The sequence below is a fragment of the Bathymodiolus thermophilus thioautotrophic gill symbiont genome (assembly GCF_003711265.1).
Classification (GTDB): domain Bacteria; phylum Pseudomonadota; class Gammaproteobacteria; order PS1; family Pseudothioglobaceae; genus Thiodubiliella.
On the sequence record NZ_CP024634.1, the window covers coordinates 795,330 to 817,063 of the forward strand.

General features: G+C 36.0%; 15 protein-coding genes and 1 CRISPR repeat array. Of the genes, 10 read left to right on the forward strand and 5 right to left on the reverse strand.

Going from position 1 to position 21,734, the window contains the following annotated elements; translation table 11 throughout:
• Positions 1-235 precede the first annotated feature (235 nt).
• From MS2017_RS02805 to MS2017_RS02815, 3 genes are all read right to left on the reverse strand, one after another.
• Complete coding sequence (locus tag MS2017_RS02805) at positions 236-4,153, reverse strand: hypothetical protein (protein WP_122951188.1); 3,918 nt, start codon at positions 4,151-4,153, stop codon at positions 236-238.
• Positions 4,154-4,885: 732 nt separating this feature from the next.
• Positions 4,886-5,437, reverse strand: a complete 552-nt coding sequence (locus MS2017_RS02810) for an RNA pyrophosphohydrolase (RefSeq protein WP_071563876.1) — start codon at positions 5,435-5,437, stop codon at positions 4,886-4,888.
• An 18-nt stretch (positions 5,438-5,455) separates the two neighbouring features.
• On the reverse strand, positions 5,456-6,127 hold the full coding sequence (locus MS2017_RS02815) for a Bax inhibitor-1 family protein (RefSeq protein ID WP_122951189.1): 672 nt from the start codon (positions 6,125-6,127) through the stop codon (positions 5,456-5,458).
• A 60-nt stretch (positions 6,128-6,187) separates the two neighbouring features.
• Between MS2017_RS02815 and murD the strand changes: the two genes are divergently transcribed.
• The 6 genes from murD (at position 6,188) to cas4 (ending at position 14,940) form a co-directional block, all read left to right on the forward strand.
• The gene (murD, locus tag MS2017_RS02820; RefSeq protein ID WP_122951190.1) at positions 6,188-7,432 is read left to right on the forward strand and encodes a UDP-N-acetylmuramoyl-L-alanine--D-glutamate ligase; all 1,245 of its coding nucleotides are present in this window, start codon (positions 6,188-6,190) and stop codon (positions 7,430-7,432) included.
• 35 nt (positions 7,433-7,467) lie between these two features.
• Positions 7,468-12,279 (forward strand): type II-B CRISPR-associated RNA-guided endonuclease Cas9/Csx12, encoded by a 4,812-nt coding sequence (cas9, locus tag MS2017_RS02825; RefSeq protein WP_122951191.1) that lies wholly within the window; start codon positions 7,468-7,470, stop codon positions 12,277-12,279.
• A gap of 103 nt (positions 12,280-12,382) precedes the next feature.
• Positions 12,383-13,096 (forward strand): Fic family protein, encoded by a 714-nt coding sequence (locus tag MS2017_RS02830; RefSeq protein WP_122951192.1) that lies wholly within the window; start codon positions 12,383-12,385, stop codon positions 13,094-13,096.
• Complete coding sequence (gene cas1, locus MS2017_RS02835; RefSeq protein WP_122951193.1) at positions 13,074-14,060, forward strand: CRISPR-associated endonuclease Cas1; 987 nt, start codon at positions 13,074-13,076, stop codon at positions 14,058-14,060. Before MS2017_RS02830 ends, cas1 begins: the two co-directional genes overlap by 23 nt.
• Before the next feature lie 6 nt (positions 14,061-14,066).
• Positions 14,067-14,375 (forward strand): CRISPR-associated endonuclease Cas2, encoded by a 309-nt coding sequence (cas2, locus tag MS2017_RS02840; RefSeq protein WP_122951194.1) that lies wholly within the window; start codon positions 14,067-14,069, stop codon positions 14,373-14,375.
• A complete protein-coding gene (gene cas4 / locus MS2017_RS02845; RefSeq protein ID WP_164707586.1) occupies positions 14,365-14,940 on the forward strand; it encodes a CRISPR-associated protein Cas4 in 576 nt (191 codons plus the stop codon). The genes cas2 and cas4 overlap by 11 nt, the downstream gene beginning before the upstream one ends.
• A gap of 248 nt (positions 14,941-15,188) precedes the next feature.
• Positions 15,189-18,733: direct repeats of the CRISPR family, unit length 37 nt; unit sequence CCAGCACATCATAACCTAAAAAACCAGCAACTGAAAC.
• A 186-nt stretch (positions 18,734-18,919) separates the two neighbouring features.
• Here the strand turns inward: cas4 and MS2017_RS02850 are convergent.
• Positions 18,920-19,393, reverse strand: a complete 474-nt coding sequence (locus tag MS2017_RS02850) for a hypothetical protein (protein ID WP_071564226.1) — start codon at positions 19,391-19,393, stop codon at positions 18,920-18,922.
• 202 nt (positions 19,394-19,595) lie between these two features.
• On the opposite strand from MS2017_RS02850, the gene MS2017_RS11115 reads away from it, so the two are divergent.
• Complete coding sequence (locus MS2017_RS11115; RefSeq protein ID WP_164707587.1) at positions 19,596-19,742, forward strand: hypothetical protein; 147 nt, start codon at positions 19,596-19,598, stop codon at positions 19,740-19,742.
• Positions 19,743-19,868: 126 nt separating this feature from the next.
• Here the strand turns inward: MS2017_RS11115 and MS2017_RS02855 are convergent, their stop codons facing one another.
• A complete protein-coding gene (locus tag MS2017_RS02855; RefSeq protein WP_338071739.1) occupies positions 19,869-20,270 on the reverse strand; it encodes a tRNA dimethylallyltransferase in 402 nt (133 codons plus the stop codon).
• Here MS2017_RS02855 and MS2017_RS11775 point away from each other — a divergent pair.
• The 3 genes from MS2017_RS11775 (at position 20,211) to MS2017_RS02865 (ending at position 21,715) form a co-directional block, all read left to right on the forward strand.
• Complete coding sequence (locus MS2017_RS11775) at positions 20,211-20,339, forward strand: hypothetical protein (RefSeq protein ID WP_257468852.1); 129 nt, start codon at positions 20,211-20,213, stop codon at positions 20,337-20,339. The two genes, MS2017_RS02855 and MS2017_RS11775, sit on opposite strands and share 60 nt — an antisense overlap.
• Before the next feature lie 109 nt (positions 20,340-20,448).
• Complete coding sequence (locus MS2017_RS02860; protein ID WP_122951196.1) at positions 20,449-21,531, forward strand: Fic family protein; 1,083 nt, start codon at positions 20,449-20,451, stop codon at positions 21,529-21,531.
• 43 nt (positions 21,532-21,574) lie between these two features.
• A complete protein-coding gene (locus MS2017_RS02865) occupies positions 21,575-21,715 on the forward strand; it encodes a restriction endonuclease subunit S (RefSeq protein WP_122951197.1) in 141 nt (46 codons plus the stop codon).
• The last annotated feature ends 19 nt before the right edge of the window (positions 21,716-21,734 follow it).

Consider the following 21,734-nt stretch of genomic DNA (forward strand, 5'->3'; position numbering starts at 1 on the left):
AATAAGGCCTTTGTGTCAATATGGACAATCGTCAAACATACACTTTTTATCCATTTGGCAATTTTTAAAATCCAGCCTTAATCTTACTAGGGCAGAGTTTAAATAAAATTACCAGTGTGACAAAAATTGAATTTTGCTCATCCATATTTATACCAAGGTCTCCCAATGAATAGAGATAATTTTAGCGATCACATCGCCTGTTAAACACTTGATGCAAAAGTCTCACAATAAGAACTTAGGGATAACAACCTTCAAGCACCAACTCACCATCATTTATTTCAGTGAGTGCACTTTCGGAAATCACTTCTTCGCTTTCCATTGATTGTGTCTCCACGCTCATGTCTTCTAATAAACTTTCGTCAGAAAGTGCATCTAAGTCCATGCTCATTGTTCCTGATTCTTCAATTTCAGACACCATGTCTTCTGATGCAAGTGTACTAGAAAAGGATTCCATACCCTCCATTATTGCTTCTGCCATATCAAATGCCATTACGATATTTAATATATACATAAATCCTTTGAAAAAACGCTGAAAAAATGTGGGCCCTTCTGCGTCTAAACCACTTATCCAGTCAGATATTGCGCGAGATTGCAGGTTGAATATTATTCTTTTATCTGCTTTCATCATATAGGTTAAACAACTGCCAATAATATAATAATCTTCAAGGTAGTCTTCAGGAATTGACACATCACAGGCCTTTAGAATATTGTTGTCTACATGGCTTACGCCATAAGTCATACTGTCTTTGGCACGCATATAATAAAGTTGGGCAATCTTACCCATCATAATACCTGGGTCAAATCCCATTTTGCTATCAGGAAAATAAAATGTCCTGTAGTTTTTCAATACATTTAATGATGCATGATAGAGTTTGAAGCCATTGTGTCCATTTTTTTTATAAAACGCTAAAGTGTAATCTTTCCCAAACCATTTTTCGAGTAGGGTAAGCGCAGTTGCCATAGTGGCTCTTGCTGAGGGAACATAATGCAGTGTAAATATATGGTAATTGCCAAAAGGCCCCCAGTTTTTTACCTTTTCTCCAATGCCAACCATTCTAAGATCTATTTCTCTTATCCACTCACTGTATGTAGGTGTGTAATTTTTTGTGCCATAGGTAATTGATGTGGAACCAATACTAACATCAGTATATATTTTTGTCCAAAGACCCATGTAGGCCACATTTTTATTGTAATCTGCAATAATATTTTCTTTGTTTTGATTGGTAAAATAACTGGGTATTGATGCACTGGCTTTGCGGTAAGCTTTCTCAAGGATAAAGTTTAATATTTTTTTCTTAATGACTTCTGATTTCATTTCTTCATAAATAGTATCACCCCCCTCTTTGTAAGATCCATTTCCAGACGAAGGATTGTTTAATGTCAATAATACTGAACCCTCTCTAAAAACAAAATTGTATAGCCCAGAAGGGGTTAAACTGCTTTTTTTGTTACCCTTATGGCGGCTGTTAATGATGCCGGCATATTCTTTAATTGTTTTTTTGATATATTTATGGAAATAAAGTGAATGATAAGGAAAGTCTCCATATTTTTCTTTGTACTTAGCAATCCACAAACCTCGTCCAATAATGCTATCTGCACTTGGATCGCGATTGATATCAAACCTATAATCCTCGCCAAAATTACTCACACTACCACCAGCAGTATGATTAATTCGATAAAGTATTGAGCGCCTTGCTTTTTCTACCAAAACTTTAATTCTTGATTGCGTCTTAAAATCTTTTGTAAATATTAGATCTGGATCTTTTAACATACTCAAAATGAACTCAGCATATACGGCATGCGGGTCTTGTGTTGCTTTTATTGTATTGTCTTTGGAGGCGTTACCATAGGTAATGTATGGTCTGTTAAAGTCAATCGATGCGCCTCCCGGATTCCACATTTTTATAACGGTATAAAACCCATCTCGTAACTGCTCCATAATATAAGGAAATACCTTTATTCTAACCATATTAGGCAGTTTCTTTTCACGAACCATATCTTCGTCAGCCAGCCCTGCATACAAGTAATTATGCGTCAAATCATAGCCAAAAATTAAATATATATTGCTGTCTTTATTAAAATCGAAAGTAATGTCTGAAAAACTACTGATGCGCCCATTTTTGCCTACATTAATAGGGTTATTGTCTTTTTTTGGATTAATAAAGTCATTTGGCCCCAGCCCATCTAAGAAATTTAAGCTAACTTTTACCTTGCTACTCTTTGTTTTGGCGTTTTTTAGAATGCCACTGCCTAAATTTATAAAATTACCGACTTCTGTATAATTCTCATGATGAACTGAAATTTGCATTAAACTTCCTCTGCCATTTTTACTTTTAATGCCTATGTCAAAATAAGATTCTACATATTTGGAGTCAAGTGTTGTTTTTTTAAGGTCTAAAGGCAATACACTAAGAACCTTCATATTCTTGTAAGGGATAATATTATTGTCAATAAATACATTTTTTTGATAGGCGGTACGGCTTCTCGGTATTTTAATTTTAGCTTCGTCAGCTGTCCAAAAAAGTGTGGGGTCAAGTAACCCGATAGGTGTTCTAACGGGAATAGACTTTTCTTCATTGGGGAAATTGATTTTATACTGTAGCACCTTACTGGGGTAAGCGTAGGTCATTTTTGTGGTGGGGTATATTGAGTTAAGACGATATTCAGTGGCAGATTGCAATTTACCTGCCGTATCATTGTTTAAGTGTAAATAATAAAAACTTGCTGAGGCAAATTCATTTAAGGTGAAAGCGCCGCCATCAACGATTGATTCTTCCATCGTTAGACTTGTCCCATAAGACTTATTGTGGTTCGGTGTCTTCTGTGCATTGTGAGAAACATACAGCGTGGCACCATTGTATACGGTTTTAAGATAATATTTTTCTGTGCCAAATTTACTTTCAAATTGCCACTTGGCAGGTTTGCCCACATCATAAGGTGTGAAAAAATAATCCGAACCTCGGTGAGGCTGAACAATATGTCCTGAGAAATATTTATTGCCACCAAAGGCAAATATTTCCGCATAAATTTTGCTAAGATCTCTATTGTAGGTGTATAAACTTCCGTTCCATCCGTAGAAAACTTTGTTATTAGGAATACTTGTTTCGTTGACAGAAGCCAAATCGCAAGGTGCCATTCGAGTGATTTCACGCGGATCGGAAAAATGAATATCCTCCTTCTCAAATTTCATACATTGTTTATCATCATCCATAAGTGAAAATGTAGCAAACGGCTTAAAATCATGCAGAATAACAATGTGGTGTTTGACATGTTCCGTAGAAGATTCGAAACCCATGGGCGCATTACGCTTAAGGATAATGTGGGCAACACCTTTTTTATTGAAGGACACTTTTCCCGAGTCTGGGTCGTAACTAGCAACGGATGGGTGATTAATGGGGTAATTTGCAGCGGACAAACTGCTGTCCACAAGTAACTCTTTTTTCGGTGTTTCCTTATATCCATTTTGCTGGCTTTTCGTTGCGCTATTCTTAGTAATCTTTGGTGGTGTATCGGTCGCATTGTTTTTTGATCTTTCAACAAAAGGCGCCAAATAAGGCATATCGCCAAAACTAATACTGTAGTCATCTAAAGATTCATTGGGTTTGAGCAATGTGTTCAAATCAATCTCGGGTGAGAATAGCACCAATTTGTGTGTTTTGAATATTGCAGACGAATATACATGCACCTTCATCACCCTGTTACTAACATCTGTCCCTGCAAAAATCTTATTACCCAAAGGCAGAGTTGCCATAATACTGATGCGCTTGTTATAGGCACTTGGGTCAAATTTCAGCCCCAAACCTTGTGTAGTATGCTTATAGGAAACATACTTAGGAAGAGGTGCCAGTGGATCAATAGTGCGTATTTCCCTCTTGTATATCGTAGTCGCATCTTGACTTATTGACGGGTAAGCGTAGTCGTCAATAACTACCCCTTGAACATCTGGGTAATCTTTAGTGTGAAAACCAATTAAAAAATTAAGCGCCTCTTTTTGTTTTGTTTTTTTAAGAAAATTGTTGAACACTAAAGTCCCCTCGTGATGAGGAAACCAATCTGTTTTTTCTTTATTCCAGCGTACTTCTGTACTAGAATCAATACAGGAAGTGAGTAATAAAAGATTGGACAGAATAAAGAAATAAATTATTTTTTTCATTTTAGTTGTAGCTCCTTGAGACTTTTGCAGTGCATCGCCTTTTTTGAATAATTTGTTATCGAAACTTTTGCATCATCGGGTGAATTTACCCCATAAATACAACCTTTTCATTTAAAGAAAAACTCTTGCCTTAAACTACACAAGAGAATCAAATGGAGTTTAAACCCCAAATTTATCGGCTTATTATATCCGAGACCTTTGCATAAATATAAATAATCAACAAGAATCCACTTTTCACCCACTTGGTAATTTTTTAAACCTAGCCTTAGCCCTGCCAGGGCAAGGTTTGATAAAATTACCAAGTGGGCAAAAATTGAATTTTGCTAATCATCCATATTTATGCAAAGGTCTCTATCCATTAAATTAACCTCAAATGTTTCTTTTTATCAAATCTATTTGCTTGGAAAAAGTGTTTTGATTCAGGGTGAAAAATTACACTTAGCATTTAAAGTGAGTATTTTTTACCAGTAAAAAAATGAACGCTTGACGATACCCAGTATCATTTACATCATTCATTTTTTTTAAAGGACATGCTTGCTTGGCATGGGTATTTTTTTTCCAATGAGTCAAAATTTAAATACGCATTTTCAGCATTTAATAGCCCTTTGAATGTTTAAAATTTATTTTGATTTATGGTGCCACCTTTTTACCCGTAAGAAATACATTTGCACCCTTAAGAATCATTTTTTTAGGCAAGATTCCTGAGTAGTCTTTTAAGTGTCTTGCTTTATTTTATAAAGAAGGAGGGCGAGGCATTAGAATTGCACTCCCTTTAAATGGGCGGGAGTAGCATTTGGGGATTTGGTGTTGGTTGTTAAAAACGATGGGGGCTAGGGATTTGAGCATATCTTCATAAACAGGCTTTTTGAAGTCGATAATAACCTGAATAGGATGCCAATAATCAACCCACATCCAGTCATCAAATTCAATTTTTGTATGTGTGTCTAATTTAATGTTGTTGTCTTCGCCAATGAGTTTTAATAAAAACCAAACCTGCTTTTGACCAATGCAAATTGGCTTTTGTTTACGCCGAATGCAGGAATCAGGCAAATCATAGCGCAACCATTTTGGCGTTTTGGCAATGACATTGACATGTTTAGGCGTTAAGCCAACTTCTTCTTCCAATTCACGAAACAAAGCCTCAAGATCGCTTTCGCCATTATCAATGCCACCTTGCGGCAACTGCCAATTATCTTGTTGACAACGCTTGGCTAAAAGTATCTGATTTTTATCATTGATAATAACAATGCCAATATTAGCGCGATATCCTTCTTTGTCAATCATTGTGCAAAAGGCTTGTAATTAGTCGTCGTTAAAAGCACCCAAAATATATAGCAAACTGGTAAACATATTGTGCAACGCTAAATACAATCCCACTGTTGCAGCAATGTAATTAGTCTCGCCACCATTGATAATAGATGACATCTGCGAAAGCATATAAGCCCCCATTAACAACACCACCACAAACGAAATTGCCAAACTCACAAAAGAAGATTCAACCAAAAATGCATTCACCAAAGACAAAACAATCACGCCAATCATCGCAAAAAATATCATGCCATTTAAAAAACTAAAATCTTTCTTAGTATTTTGCGCATAAAAACTAATGGCAAAAAACGACACACCCGTACCAGTCAACGCTTGCAATACCAGTTCACCACCATTCGGCATCGCCAAATAATGCGCCAACATTGGGCCAATGGAATACCCTAACAAACCTGCTACAGCAAAAGCCGTAAAAATACCCTTATTGCTATTTTGTGTTCTTGGTAAAACAAACCAAATCATCGCAATCGCAGCAATTGAACTCGCTATCGCAGAGCCATAACCCGCACCCGAGACAACAGAAAACCAAGACGCTAAACCACCAAAAATCAGCGTATAAGACAACAGCCTCATTGTGTCTGATAAAACCTTGTTTTTAACCCGAATGCTCGAAATACCTGCACTTGCAGTAGTTGAAAATGTACGCATGATTTTTCCCTCTTTATAGATAAGTGTAAAATATCTATTTTATTCTGAAAACAGCATGTAATGAAACTAATTTTAGGCAATGGCAAAACCGCACAATCCCTCGCACGCTTTTTAGACAAGCAAAGCACCCCCTTTACCTTGCTCGAAGACACTAGAAAAATTAACAATCCATCCGTTTTGCAAGACATTGACGAAATTTTTATCTCACCGGGTGTCCCACAAACACAACCTATCGTCATCTGGGCAAAAGAGAAAGACATTCCCGTTACCAGCGATATTGAATTATTCTCACGCCACGCCCAAGCCCCAATTATCGGCATTACCGGCTCAAATGGCAAATCAACAGTTACCCAACTACTCGGCGAAATGATTGCCAATGACAACAAAAAAGTCGCCATCGGTGGCAACATCGGCAAACCAGCACTTGATTGCCTATCATCCGAGATTGATTTTTATGTCCTTGAACTCTCAAGTTACCAACTAGATTACACACAAAATTTAAAACTATTCACCGGTGTCGTGCTTAACATCACTCCCGACCACCTTGACAGATACCCAAGTTTTCAGCACTATGTCAACACCAAACTCAGCCTATACACCTACTGCCAACACCCAGTTATCAACGCCAACGAGCCACTCACCCCACCAATAAATACCCCCAAATATTTTGGTATTGAAATACCCAAACAACCCAGCGATTTTGGCACAGTTACCTGCCACGGCAGCTGCTATTTCCTCAAAGGCGACGATGTCCTTATGGCAGTCGATGAAATGCAACTCATCGGCAAACACAATGTCAGCAACATCCTCGCCACACTCGCCTTAGGCGATCAAATCGGCTTAAACATCACAGCAATGATTGCCTCCATCAAAGTTTTCAAAGGCCTAGAACACCGCCTAGAATGGGTTACCCAAAAACACAACACCGACTACTACAACGACTCAAAAGCCACCAACGCCATCTCCACCATCAAAGCCATCAAAGCCCTCACCCAAAAATACAAAACCATCACCCTCATCCTCGGCGGCATCCCCAAAGACGAAGATTACAACACCCTCCTCACCCTCATCGACTCGCACATCGCCAGCGTCATCCTCATCGGCCAAAGCACCCACACCTTCAAAAACCACCTAAAAATCACCCACACCACCCAAGCCAACTCAATGCAAACCGCCGTCAAACTCGCCACCAACACCCACTGCGAAGCCGTACTGCTGTCTCCAGCTTGCGCCAGTTTTGATATGTTTGATGATTTTGAGCATCGGGGGCGGGTGTTTAAAGATTGTGTAAATTATTTGGGGTAAAATCTGATAAAAATAAATATATAAAGGTTTAAATTATGAGCAAAATTATTTCACCAATTGCTATTGATATGGGGGCTAAAAATACGGGGGTTTATTACGCTCATTACCAGAGAAATTCAACTTTTCAAGAGGTGGATAAGAAGGGTCAGGTTTTAGTTTACGGTAATTACACACCTTTACTGGTGAGCAGAACAGCCAATCGCCATACTAGACGAGGCTATACGCGTAAAAAACTGGCTAAACGCTTATTGAGTGTTGTATTAAAAGAGTACTTTGATTTTCCCGCTGAAAAACACACACAAGCACTTGGCTTTTTAATGAATCGCCGTGGGTTTAGTTTTTTAGAAGAGGAATATTCAAAAGAGTATCTAAATAATTTACCTAATGATTCTTGGGAAGCGTTATCAGAAGAAGTCCAAAAGATGCTTGGTGGGCAAGAAAATATTGCTGATAGACTAATGAACCTTGCAACTACTAACCCTTCAGAAGTTACCAAACTTCTGGAAGCAGTTCAGAATATAAAAGGGTATAAAGATTTTCAGGAAGAAGATAAAGAAATAAAAGCCGATTTGGTTTATTTTGATTATATTGAGAAAATTAGTAAAGCTTGTAAATTGGTTAAAAAAGGTGAAAGCATTGAAGATGATAAAGTTACAAAAAGCAAGAAAGACAAGCAAAACTTATCTAAAACTGCCAATTGGGTTGTCGCTCGATTAAATAATGAAAATGCATTAAATTTAACAGTTGCTACAGAAAGTTACCAAACGAATTTAATTGAAGAGATTACACAAATAAATTACCAGCAGATACAAAATAACTTACCTGACTTTGAAAAGGAAAGAGAGGTGATAAAACAACGCAAAAAGGACAACAATACATCTGATTGGAAATTTAACTATTCTGAATTTAAGTTTAATACACCTAATGAAAAAGGATTGGAGGAAGATGTAGCAAGAACCCATTTACATCATTTTTGTTATGCCGTTTATAAAATCAACAACGAAATCATTTCAGGTGGTCGTCATCGCTCTAAGTTTTTTGATGAAATTAAAGATGATTTAGATAATTTTACAACCAATAGTTTTTTAAACAATAAGCACAATCCGGAATATTTGAAAGATTTTATTTTGGCAATCAATGAAAATAAAGGATTAGATGTCGATAAATTATATAAATTAGTGTGCCATATTAGCAACTTTGAGCTCAAGCCATTGAGGAAGTATTTTAATACTGAAGCGTATAAAAGTGGCGATAAATTGGACAATAAAAACCTTTCTAAAATAACATCTCGTTGGTTTTTACAGCACTGGATAGTAACCAAAGAAAAAGATAAAGAGGCTAAAGTAGAAGACTACGAAAAACTAAAAAAAGCGTGGCGAGCGCATCAAAAGTGTCAAGATGACAATAAAAATAATATCATTAGTTTTTGGCTGAAAACTGACCCAAAATTAACCATCCCACCTTACCAAGCAATGCTTAATCGTCACCCACCTAAATGCCAATCTTTATTATTGAATGCAGATTATTTAAATAAACATTATCCACATTGGGAAGATTGGTTAGATGACTTAAATTCAAATGAAGAATATCAAACAAAATTACAATCATTGCAAAGAGGCAAGGGCAGAAGAAAAGCCAAAAATGGCAAAGAGATTGATGGTAGATTGCTTGACGATGAAAAAATCAAAACTCGTCAATTACAATTCATTCTAGATACAGCTAAGAAACAAGATTTTTATAAACTTAATGAGATCTGGAGTGTTTATCATAAATTACAAAAATCAGATGTTGATAAAATAAAATGGCAAGAAAAATTAGGAAACTTAATTGATGCGAGCAAGTTGCCAAAAGACTTAAAACAGGATTTAGATTTTAGCCAAGAAGAAAGTTTTGGACATTTTTTAAATAAATATTATCAAACTCGGCGAAAAGCCAGAGATGGTAGATATTTTCTAATTCAAGAGAAAAAAGAAAAATGGCTAACTAACAATAAATTATTAATCCTTTGCACGCATAAGCCAAGACAGAAAAAACACCAATGGCAATTAGATTTAGCCGCTGTTTTAGGAGTAAATGCCGATGACTTAAAGGCTAAAATAGTTGGCAATCCAGAGGATTATTTTAAAAGTATCAAAGGATTTGCTTCTAATTGTGAAAAAGCTGCCAAAGCCCAAAAAGAGCATAGAGGCGAATTAAAACATAAAATTTATACTGAACTGACAAGCAACCCAATCGACAAATTGGGAAAACTTGCTAATAAATGCAGTAACTTAAAGCAAGAGCTGATTAAGGAAATTAAAATTCCTGAACTATTAGCAGATAAACAGACTAATGAAGTTAATCAAAAAATTGCATTAGTTTTTAAATTCGCTCAAATTCACAATATTGTTTTTAAAGATCGTAGTGGATTTTCTAAAACTTGCCCTGTTTGCTCAACAGATAATGCTTTTAGAATGCAAGAAAATGATAAGGGCATTACTAAAGCCTCAAGACTACCAGCTCTAAGTATTCGTTTGATTGATGGTGTAGTGATGCGTATTTGTGATGCCATTGCTCGGCAAGTTGCGGTAACAAAGTGGAATGATATTAAGGATGATTTACAAAATGGAACGAAGGTTAGCGTTCCCCTTATTTTAGAACAAAATCGTTTCGAATTTGAGCCAAACCTTAAAAAAATTAAAACAGCACCAAAGCCAGGTGTAAAAGCAGCTGAAAAAGCAGATGAAATAAAAGACAATAGAACTAATAAGTACAAAGGGCAAAAAGTATCGTTGTATAGTGGGGAAGGATTGGGAAGCGATGGCGAGATAGATCATATTATTCCTAGAACGGGACCATATGGCATACTTAACGATGAAGCAAATTTAATTTATATCTCTAAGAGTGACAATCAAAATAAAGGAAACGATATAAAGTTTTTAAAAGATTTACATAAAAATTATAAAACCGAAATTTTTGGCAAAAAATCTGATGCTGAAATCAAAGAATTCATTTATAAGCGATTAGGCAAAGACATCGAAAGTAAAGATTTTGCTTTTGACAAGTATTTAAGTTTTATCAACTTAGGAGAAAAGGATAAAAAAGCCTTTAGGCATGCTTTATTTTTACAAGAGGGCGACCCCTTAAGGGAAAAAGTAATTCGTGCCTTAAATAATCGCAATCGTGCGATTGTAAACGGTACACAGCGTTACCTTGCTCAATGTATTGCTGATAAAATCCATCGTATTGCTAAAAAGGAAAATAAACACAATTTAATAGAATTTGATTACTTAGAATATACTGCCAGATGGGATGATCCAAAAAGTACCTACAACTTGCGCAAGAAATACGATTTAGTTAAATCCAAAAAACAACCTTTGTACTCACACCTGATTGACGCACAATTGGCTTTTTTACTTGCCAGTGAAGATCATCAAAACGATGGCACTATGGGAATTAAATTTGACAACAATCAAACAATTTGGGAGTATGAAACAAATAAAGAAACTGGTGAAATTTCTCCAAGTAAGTCATTTAATGCGATAGATGTTGGGGAGAGTGATTTAAAAAAGATTGACTTAAGTCCTAAAGATAGCAATCAAAAAATTATTGATATTGAAAAAAATAATAGCAATAAAAAGCAAAATTTATCCAAGATTTTTAAGCGTCGCATGTTTAAAGCAAATGCTATAGGTGAACGGTATAAACCGATTGTTAAATTTAAAGATAAATGGTATTTAGGTTACCCGATGACGATCAAAGGTGGCATTTATAATTGTGATGAATACTGCCAAGAAGTTGCCAGTAAAAATGATATAAAGAAAATAGAAGATGTTGTTAATGATGATAAGTATTATCAATTAACAACTGACCATAAGCAAATAAAAATTTGGACGATTAAAATAGTTGATAAAAAGTATAAGAAAATTAATAAAGATTCACATAGATATTTTAGCCAATTGAACCCAGAATATAACAATGATGAAAAAAAAGAAGTAGATCAAATAAAATTTATTTTAGATAAATGTAGATACTATGTGGCAAAAACTGATGTCATTAATGCCCCTAAAATTTTTGATAAGCAAGGTTATCCTTTTTACAAAAATTGGGTGGATTTTGATAATGCTTGGCGTAAGGAAATTGGTGATGATTATTCTGTGAAAACTGGAGAGTATGATTTATCAAATAATACTACTAAAAAGAAGTGGGATATTTTTTGTAAAAACAGGTTTTCACCACCTGAAAACCAACATAAAAATAAACACCAAGTTAAAGGGAAAAAATACACGATGATATCTTCAGGTACGCCATCTGGCAATGTTTTTAGGGTTAAAAGAAATAACCAAAATATTTATCAGGCTTTGCCATTAGATAATAATATTATTTTAAAAAAGAAATCTAATTTTTTAATTAAACACAGTAAAAATTTAACTTTAAGTTCTGCAGTTGCCGATAAAGATTTGGCAAAACCTATTGATATTGAGGAAAAAATCGAATTAAAAAACTGCGTTATTCCAGCAAATAATTTTTTTAAAGATGAATTAAAGGGGGTAAAAGTATTTTTAAATAATACTTCGGTAGATATAAAAGACTTTCCGTTGGATAAATTTAGAGAATACTTCAATAAAGAAATAGATGTCAAGAAATCAATAAAAATAGAAATATTAACAGAAGAACAGGCAGAAATAGACTTAACAGAAAATCCAAATTTATTATATGCTCACAAGTGCAAGGTGGATGCTAGCATTCGGTACACAACTAGGGATGGATCGGTTACAAATATCAGGGTAGGGGTTAAAGAGCGATTGGTTAGTTTTTCGTTACCATTTAGAAGTTGTGAGAAAATTTATAAGGACAGCCAAGGCTAATGGGTAGCTATCAAATCATTTTTCGCCAATTGAAAATAGAGCGTAAAAATAAAAACTTGCCTATAGAGATGCAAACAGTTTATCAAAAAAGCATACCAATAAAATGAACTTAACAGCCATTATCCCCAACCAAAAAAAAGCACTATTTTTTGCCAAGAAACAACTGAGCGAGTTGGTTTATGATGCCGTAAATTTAGAGGGTGTAAATTATACTTTGCCAGAGGTACAAACTTTGTTAGATGGGGTAACAGTGGGCGGACACAGGCAAACTGATGAGTTGATAACACGAAATCAAATTGAAGCATGGGGGTTTTTGTTTAAGATAATTGAAGATGGGGATTTTGATTTGTCTGCTGAATTTGTTTGCCAATTGCAAGCAAAAGTTGCTAAGCGTGAAGCGCTTACTTGGGGTGAATTTAGAGGGGGCGGCGTTAGTATTGCGGGCACAGATTATCTACCACCTAATCACAAAGAATTACCCAATTTGTGGCAAAAACTAAGACAAAAATCCATGCCAAATGATATTGACGGTATTTATCAATATGCCATCAGTTTATTTTTACAAATGGCACGAATTCAATTTTTCTATGATGGTAACAAGCGTACAGGTAGGCTAATGATGAATGGCATATTGCTTAAAAATGGTTTGCCTGTTATTAATTTGCCAGTTAGTAGGCAGTTGGAATTTAATCAATTAATGCTAGATTTTTATTTAAGTAACAATGAGGCGCCAATGCAAGCGCTAATGTTGTCTTGTCTTGATGTTAAGTATTTAAAGATAATGGCTGAAACAAATGCACGCTCATTTAACACTTAGTGAATACGGGCAATTTATTGGCGTAACCAGTGAATGTTTGACAGTGAAGCATGAGGGTTTTATTAGAGAGTATCCGCTCAATCGCCTAAAGAGTGTGCAAGTTGCTAAACGAGGTGTAAGTTTTTCATCTGATGTGATTATTGCTTGTGCCAACAGAGGGATTAAATTTTTTATTCAGGATTTTAAAAACGAAATCATTGCCAGTATTTCAGGCACGCAACAACACGCCGTAGTACGAGTGCGACAAAATCAGTTTGAATTTATCAAAACCATTAAAGTGGCAACTTTATCTGCATCCGTTATTGAAGGGAAAATTAAAAATCAGCGTGCAACACTACTTTATTTTAAAAAATACCACCAGCATCATAAAGCCATTATCGATACAACTGCCGAACAATTAAACAGTATTCTTACGCAAATAAAATATAGAAAATGGCAAAATTTTAACCAATGGAATGAAATATTATTAGGACTAGAAGGGTGTGCAGCAGCACAATATTGGCAATGTTTGGTAGCGTGTGATTTAATGCCCAATGATTTTAAAAATAGAATTGGACGACAAGCGCAAGATGTTGGCAATAAGGCACTAAATTATGGTTATGCAATTTTAACATCTTATATTTGGAATGCACTTTTGAACGCAGGACTAGAGCCGTATTGCGGTTTTTTTCATACACAAAGAGCAGGCAAACCTTCACTCGTTTTAGATATGATGGAAGAATATCGTGCTTGGGTTGTGGATAGAAATATTATCAAATTACGCACTCAGTTGAACGGAAAAAGTGATTTAACGCCTGCTATAAAAAAGAAAATTATCACAGGCATTCATAAAACTTTTAACACCAAATACCATTATAAAAAACGAAAAATGCGTTTAGAAAGCATCCTACAAAGGCAAGTTTATCATTTGTCAGGGCATTTTTCTGATGATAAAAAATATAAATCTTATCGTTTTAGGTGGTAATAATTTATGGCTCAAGCAAGATTACATAACGAAGTAATGGTGGCTTACGATATAGAAGACAGCAAAAATCGCACTAAATTATTTAAAAAACTTAAAGACATTAGCCTTAAGCCAATCCAAAAATCCGTATTTTGGGGGCATTTAAACAAAGCAGAAGAGGATAGCGTGAAGCGCTTATTAAAAGAATATTGCCAAAAAACCGACAAAGCCTTTATCGCCAGAATTGCGCTCTCAGAGCAAGTTAATCAAAATAATTCTATTGGTTACGAAAAGGATGATTTCCCTAAAAATCCCCCTGAATATTATGTCTTATAGTCTGCCAATTAGCCTAATTCGCCAATATTGCTTTTGCCCTAGGATTCCTTATTTTCAAGAACTATTAAAACTTAATCCCAAAAGACCACAATGGGTAAAGCAAGGCGAGGACTTGCACCAAAAACAACAAAAAGTTTTTAAACACCGCACATTAAAGCGCTTTGATTTAGAACAAGCAACTCAAACATTCGATGAATTTGTAACCTCTGATAGTTTTGCCTTACATGGCGTTGTTGATAGTGTTTTAAACAATCAAGAAAATATTTACCCAATAGAATTTAAGTTGGGTGGCAGTAAACCAATGAAAGGGCAAATCTTGCAACTTACAGCTTATGGCATGTTATTACAAGAAAAATATGGCTTTCCTTGTCAAACAGGATTTATCTTATATGAGAACAAAGGCAAAACCCATCAGATAAATTTTGCTAAAGAGCGCATCCAACAAGTAATAACAATTAGAGATAAAATTTTATTTGATTTAGATAATTCTTATATGCCAGATAGCCCGGCAACACCGTCCCAATGCACACAATGCGAGTATTTAAACTATTGCAACGATCGATAAATGGTATAATATTTTCACTTAATTTAGACAATAAAAAACCCGACATGCAAAGCAGAAAGTCGAGTCAAAATTTATTTTAGATGATTTCAGTGCATCGCTATTTAGGTTATGATGTGCTGGCACTTAAAGTAAATATTATAACAATAAACTTCGCAGAATTTAACACTTTTTAATATTTTTATGAACTTCGTAAAAACATCAATTTTTCAACCTTTAAAATCCTTATTTAGTAAGGGTTTTAAGGCAGACCAGCACATCATAACCTAAAAAACCAGCAACTGAAACACTGCTTATTCTTTATTTCGTCGTGCTAAAGTTCACCAGCACATCATAACCTAAAAAACCAGCAACTGAAACAGTACATCTTCATTATGAGAATCCGTTGAATCATACCAGCACATCATAACCTAAAAAACCAGCAACTGAAACTGTTCAGGAAAAGACTTTTTAAAACCATGACCATGCCAGCACATCATAACCTAAAAAACCAGCAACTGAAACCTTGAGACTATTAATAGATCGATGCAAGCTGGTACCAGCACATCATAACCTAAAAAACCAGCAACTGAAACCCAATCCGCATATTAACGCCAGTCGTTAGACCCACCAGCACATCATAACCTAAAAAACCAGCAACTGAAACGTGGCCAGTGCGTTGGTTGTCGTCTTGAGCGTTCCCAGCACATCATAACCTAAAAAACCAGCAACTGAAACCTTGATCCTTTGATGGATAATGTTCGTTTTTATACCCAGCACATCATAACCTAAAAAACCAGCAACTGAAACACCTTATAATTCTTCTGATTTTGCTGTTTCTCTTACCAGCACATCATAACCTAAAAAACCAGCAACTGAAACCCGGGAGTATTGGAACGAAACTTACCTGTAACAACCAGCACATCATAACCTAAAAAACCAGCAACTGAAACTTTTCTATAAACCTAAAGGAAATCAGGGTTAGTAAGACCAGCACATCATAACCTAAAAAACCAGCAACTGAAACGTTCATTATTTATCTTTACAGCTATTGGGGGGAACCAGCACATCATAACCTAAAAAACCAGCAACTGAAACACGGTGGTCAGCCTACGGCTGAGAATAGGTTTAACCAGCACATCATAACCTAAAAAACCAGCAACTGAAACATGGCCTGCTTTCATCCATTGCAAGCTTTTCGCGTTCCCAGCACATCATAACCTAAAAAACCAGCAACTGAAACCCAAGATATTCTGAACGCTGCAAACGAGCATCAGCCAGCACATCATAACCTAAAAAACCAGCAACTGAAACTAATCGTAATATTACCATTTATCTGCTCAGTAAATCCAGCACATCATAACCTAAAAAACCAGCAACTGAAACTTAGAGTAGTTACTCCAGACTTATCTCCTTCAGCCAGCACATCATAACCTAAAAAACCAGCAACTGAAACCTCTTATAACCGGCACAGATAGCCTAAGGATAATGCCAGCACATCATAACCTAAAAAACCAGCAACTGAAACAACGAAACATAAAACACATCAATTTCATCATAATCCAGCACATCATAACCTAAAAAACCAGCAACTGAAACCCTTTCCTTCACTAACAGACTTTGATATTTTTCCCCAGCACATCATAACCTAAAAAACCAGCAACTGAAACGTTGAAAATTTTTTAATAGGTCAATCTGGAAAACCAGCACATCATAACCTAAAAAACCAGCAACTGAAACCCAAAAATGGCTTGTGCAGCTGTGCCAAGATTCGCCAGCACATCATAACCTAAAAAACCAGCAACTGAAACCCACGAGATTTACCTCTATAGGTAAATTTAGGTTTCCAGCACATCATAACCTAAAAAACCAGCAACTGAAACAGGCCATCTCTCAAGCCCGACTGTACGGAAATGTCCAGCACATCATAACCTAAAAAACCAGCAACTGAAACCTAGAAGCCGACGCAGTCGCAGTCGGCAAGTTGTCAACCAGCACATCATAACCTAAAAAACCAGCAACTGAAACCTGAAAGGGGTAGCACAGTTAGTTCTACTTGATACCAGCACATCATAACCTAAAAAACCAGCAACTGAAACAAAGTCTTTTAAAGGACTAAAAAGCTCGAGTCTTCCAGCACATCATAACCTAAAAAACCAGCAACTGAAACAGGCTTTCCAACCTTAGATGAGGTTAAGGCTCACTCCAGCACATCATAACCTAAAAAACCAGCAACTGAAACAACAATTGTTGTTACAGTCTTATCAATGCTTGCCTCCAGCACATCATAACCTAAAAAACCAGCAACTGAAACGCAAGATCGGATGATTTAGACTGGTGCGTCACTGGGCCAGCACATCATAACCTAAAAAACCAGCAACTGAAACCCTTCAGCGCTTTATTAAACTTCGCACTAGATGAAGCCAGCACATCATAACCTAAAAAACCAGCAACTGAAACATACCACCTTTAGCGGAGAGAATAGGATTAAGACCCCAGCACATCATAACCTAAAAAACCAGCAACTGAAACCATGGGAATTCAATGTGAATGTACTTCTTTTTGTCCAGCACATCATAACCTAAAAAACCAGCAACTGAAACCCTCAATATACCCCTTATTAATATTCTGATCCACCCAGCACATCATAACCTAAAAAACCAGCAACTGAAACACTTAACCACAGTCTCGCCAATGTTGTCGCTTAATACCCAGCACATCATAACCTAAAAAACCAGCAACTGAAACAACTCATCTGCAACTATTAGAGTTGCAGTTACACCAGCACATCATAACCTAAAAAACCAGCAACTGAAACCCGGTTGATTACTCTTCAGAAGAAAAAAACAAACTACCAGCACATCATAACCTAAAAAACCAGCAACTGAAACCCTTCTCGGATGAACAAACAACCTCTACCATTTCCCAGCACATCATAACCTAAAAAACCAGCAACTGAAACCCCTAACATTAAGAACACGATAGTCTTCGAGTACACCAGCACATCATAACCTAAAAAACCAGCAACTGAAACAGTCAACTATTAAGCAGACACTGTTATAACTCTAACCAGCACATCATAACCTAAAAAACCAGCAACTGAAACCGCTAGAGGCTTCAGGTTGTTTTTTCAGTTTATCCAGCACATCATAACCTAAAAAACCAGCAACTGAAACTTGGACAATTTACTTAAAGTGATTGCTCTATCTCCAGCACATCATAACCTAAAAAACCAGCAACTGAAACTCATATCCGCATCAATCATTAATGCTAATCGTATGTCCAGCACATCATAACCTAAAAAACCAGCAACTGAAACACAACTAATATACAGATTGGGCAACTGGCTAGAGCCAGCACATCATAACCTAAAAAACCAGCAACTGAAACTCATTTTCAAAACTTGAATTGCATCCAAAGTAATGCCAGCACATCATAACCTAAAAAACCAGCAACTGAAACTAGGACGACGCAATTTAGAAGAACCACGCTTCTTCCAGCACATCATAACCTAAAAAACCAGCAACTGAAACAGCCTCTTGATAAGCAAAAACATGATCATTAAAACCCAGCACATCATAACCTAAAAAACCAGCAACTGAAACTGGCCTCAAAAAGGTAATGCTGTTCCGCTTCCTGCCAGCACATCATAACCTAAAAAACCAGCAACTGAAACCAAGAGGCTCAGCAAGACCGAACTCAACAAGATCCAGTACATCATAACCTAAAAAACCAGCAACTGAAACGCGAGCTTAGTAGCCGAGAGAATTGGATTGAGACCCAGCACATCATAACCTAAAAAACCAGCAACTGAAACTCAATTAATGCTAGATTTTTATTTAAGTAACAATGAAGCGCTAATGTTGTCTTGTCTTGATGTTAAGTATTTAAAGATAATGGCTGAAACAAATGCACGCTCATTTAACACTTAGTGAAGACGGGCAATTTATTGGCACAGTAAATCAATTGACTGCTTTGCTTTAGTTCTGTATTTGCAACACGCTTATAACTTATGATAACAAGTGCCATACAAATCTACGGGAGCCGACCATTGGCTGTATGGCCCTTCTACTGTTTCTATGTAAGCCAAGCCTTCTACCACTCGTTGTACTCTGTAAGCGTTTACTTGATTGGAAGAACAACGATTGACTATAACATCGTGACGAACTAACCTCGTGTGGTATCTATTTAAAGAGTCAACAAGATCTGTGTCCTGAGTGAATGGCAAGTGTATTGGATGGTCGTGATCTCTGAGTCGTTGTTTACTGTAATGTGTGCCAATAACCCATATATTGCCTACTGGGCAACCTTTTGGTGTTATTTCGTCGTTGTCGTATGGGGAGTACCTGTCTAGTGGTTTGCACTTTGTTGGTGCGTTTAGTAGTTCGCGCTCTGTGGAGAATGTGTTTAGTGATTCATACCCTGTTGAGAATGCGTTGGCACTTAATAGCAGTGCTAGAATTAATATTTTTTTCATTGTTGAACTCCTGTAGTTATTAATTTAAATAGAAGTATAACATTATTTCCAAACCTTTGATAACCTTTAAAATTTCATTTGGGTAACTTTCACTTTTTTCTACATGAGGGCAAGATATAAAATCACAGTATCACGATTGAATAAAAGTTTATTACGGATTTGTATATTGCTTTTTTCTAAAATTAGAGACCTTTGTATAAATATGAATAATCGTCAAAAAACCACTTTTCACCCACTTGGCAATTTTTCCAGCGATACTCAGCAACCTTTTAGGAGGGTAAATCTAGTCTTGGCGCTTACTAGGATTAGGTTTAATAAAATTACCTATTTGATTATCGCTACACAGTAATTCTTTAGGAGGGCAAAAAATGAACTTTGCCAATCATTCACATTTATGCAAAGGATTTACTTTCTCTCTGTTTTGCTGTATTGCCACCCCTTAATGTATGTCATTTCCAAATAGTGCCAAGAGGCATTACGATTGAATAAAATCTATGGCGGCTTGTATATCGCTTTTTTCTAAAACCAGTGCATCGGTTTCACTTTTGAGCCAAGTGCTTTGGCGTTTGCAGAGTTGGCGAGTGGCAATGATGGCTTTTTCTATTAGGGTTGTTTTGTCAATTTCATTGTTGAGGTATTGCCATGCTTGGCGGTAGCCGACGCAACGGATGGCGGGTAGGTCTTCGTGGAGGTTTGGGTTTTGTTTTAGGGTTTGTACTTCTGCTAAGAAGTTGTTTTCCATCATCGATAAAAAGCGGGTTTCGATGCGTTGGTGTAATTCGGCTCGTGCGGGCATGAGGATGATCTTTTTGATGGGGTGATTGATGTTGAAGAAGAGGCGATTGTCGATATTGCCCAAGCTAAAAAAGATATTCAAAATATAGAACGAGAGCCAGCAGATATTAAAAAACAGATGAATGGATATTTAAAAGAATTAGAGTTATAAATGGTATAAAAATGAATATGTAATTAATTATATGTTCAATAATCCTATTTTTTGAACACTTAATATAAATATATACTATAATTAAATTTTTCTGAACACTAAGCAAATAATGAACACACTGAATCAAATTGTTAAAAATAACACTTTTGAGTCGATTGTTATATTAAAGGCATTAAATAAAGCCCATCGATACTTAGGGGAGTTAAAAGGTGTTTGTCAAAGCATGCCAAATCAGCAGATTCTTATTAGCACTCTAGCATTACAAGAGGCAAAAGACAGTTCTGAAATTGAAAATATTATTACTACTCAAGATGAAGTTTTCAAATATCAATTACAGGCAAACAATAAAAACATTGCAGCTAAAGAAGTTAGCCAATATAGCGACGCCATGAATTGTGTCTTTCATCGGCTTAAAACTCATAATCTTATTACCACCAATACGATAATTGAAGCCCAAAAAATTATTAAAGGTAATGATGCAGGTTTGCGCACACAGCAAGGCACAACGCTATTTAATGAGAAAAGTGGTAAAGTTGTATATACACCACCTAATCCTGATGAGTTGCCAGAATTGTTAAAAGACTTGGAACAATTTATTAACAATATTGACATTGAGTCAGATTTAGATCCTTTAATAAAAATGGCGATTATTCACCACCAGTTTGAAAGTATTCACCCGTTTTATGATGGTAACGGCAGAATTGGGCGTATTGTTAATATTATTTACTTGGTACAACAGGGCTTGTTAGGCACACCTGTATTGTATTTAAGTCGGTATATTAATCACAATAAGAGCCAGTATTATCACTTGTTGCAAGCTGTTAGGGATGAAGGAAAATGGCAAGAATGGGTGTTATATATGATCACTGCGGTTAGCAAGACCGCACAAAGCACTATTAAACTTATCACTAATATAAAAGAGTTACAGCAAAGCTACAAGCACCGCATTCGTAGTCAATGCCCAAAAGTTTACTCGCAAGACTTAATTAATAATATTTTTAAGCACCCTTACACCAAAATTGCTTTTTTACAACAAGATTTAGGTGTATCACGCCTAACTGCTAATCGTTATTTAGAGCAGTTAGTAAAAGAAGATTTGTTAACCAAGCATAAATTTGGCAGGGAAAATTTTTACTTCAATCCTCAACTGATTAACTTGTTGAGCAATACAGAGAATATGCATGATGAGTGATAAAGTTTATTTTACCAGGGTATAAAAAAACCGAAATTGGGTTATTCCAGAGGATTGGGAGGCGGTGCGGTTGGGAGAGGTGGGAAAATTTATTGGTGGAGGCACGCCATTGATAAAAATAAAAGAATACTGGGGCGGAAATATTCCATGGGCATTCATCAATTATTATAGAAAATTTAGATAATACTGTATACGGTTATCAT

What these genes read in the sequence shown, in the direction of transcription:
- MS2017_RS02805 (WP_122951188.1), bottom strand. Translation starts at nt 4,153, where the DNA reads ATGAAAAAAATAATTTATTTCTTTATTCTGTCCAATCTTTTATTACTC.
- MS2017_RS02810 (WP_071563876.1), bottom strand. Translation starts at nt 5,437, where the DNA reads ATGATTGACAAAGAAGGATATCGCGCTAATATTGGCATTGTTATTATC.
- MS2017_RS02815 (WP_122951189.1), bottom strand. Translation starts at nt 6,127, where the DNA reads ATGCGTACATTTTCAACTACTGCAAGTGCAGGTATTTCGAGCATTCGG.
- murD (WP_122951190.1), top strand. Translation starts at nt 6,188, where the DNA reads ATGAAACTAATTTTAGGCAATGGCAAAACCGCACAATCCCTCGCACGC.
- cas9 (WP_122951191.1), top strand. Translation starts at nt 7,468, where the DNA reads ATGAGCAAAATTATTTCACCAATTGCTATTGATATGGGGGCTAAAAAT.
- MS2017_RS02830 (WP_122951192.1), top strand. Translation starts at nt 12,383, where the DNA reads ATGAACTTAACAGCCATTATCCCCAACCAAAAAAAAGCACTATTTTTT.
- cas1 (WP_122951193.1), top strand. Translation starts at nt 13,074, where the DNA reads ATGCACGCTCATTTAACACTTAGTGAATACGGGCAATTTATTGGCGTA.
- cas2 (WP_122951194.1), top strand. Translation starts at nt 14,067, where the DNA reads ATGGCTCAAGCAAGATTACATAACGAAGTAATGGTGGCTTACGATATA.
- cas4 (WP_164707586.1), top strand. Translation starts at nt 14,365, where the DNA reads ATGTCTTATAGTCTGCCAATTAGCCTAATTCGCCAATATTGCTTTTGC.
- MS2017_RS02850 (WP_071564226.1), bottom strand. Translation starts at nt 19,393, where the DNA reads ATGAAAAAAATATTAATTCTAGCACTGCTATTAAGTGCCAACGCATTC.
- MS2017_RS11115 (WP_164707587.1), top strand. Translation starts at nt 19,596, where the DNA reads ATGAATAATCGTCAAAAAACCACTTTTCACCCACTTGGCAATTTTTCC.
- MS2017_RS02860 (WP_122951196.1), top strand. Translation starts at nt 20,449, where the DNA reads ATGAACACACTGAATCAAATTGTTAAAAATAACACTTTTGAGTCGATT.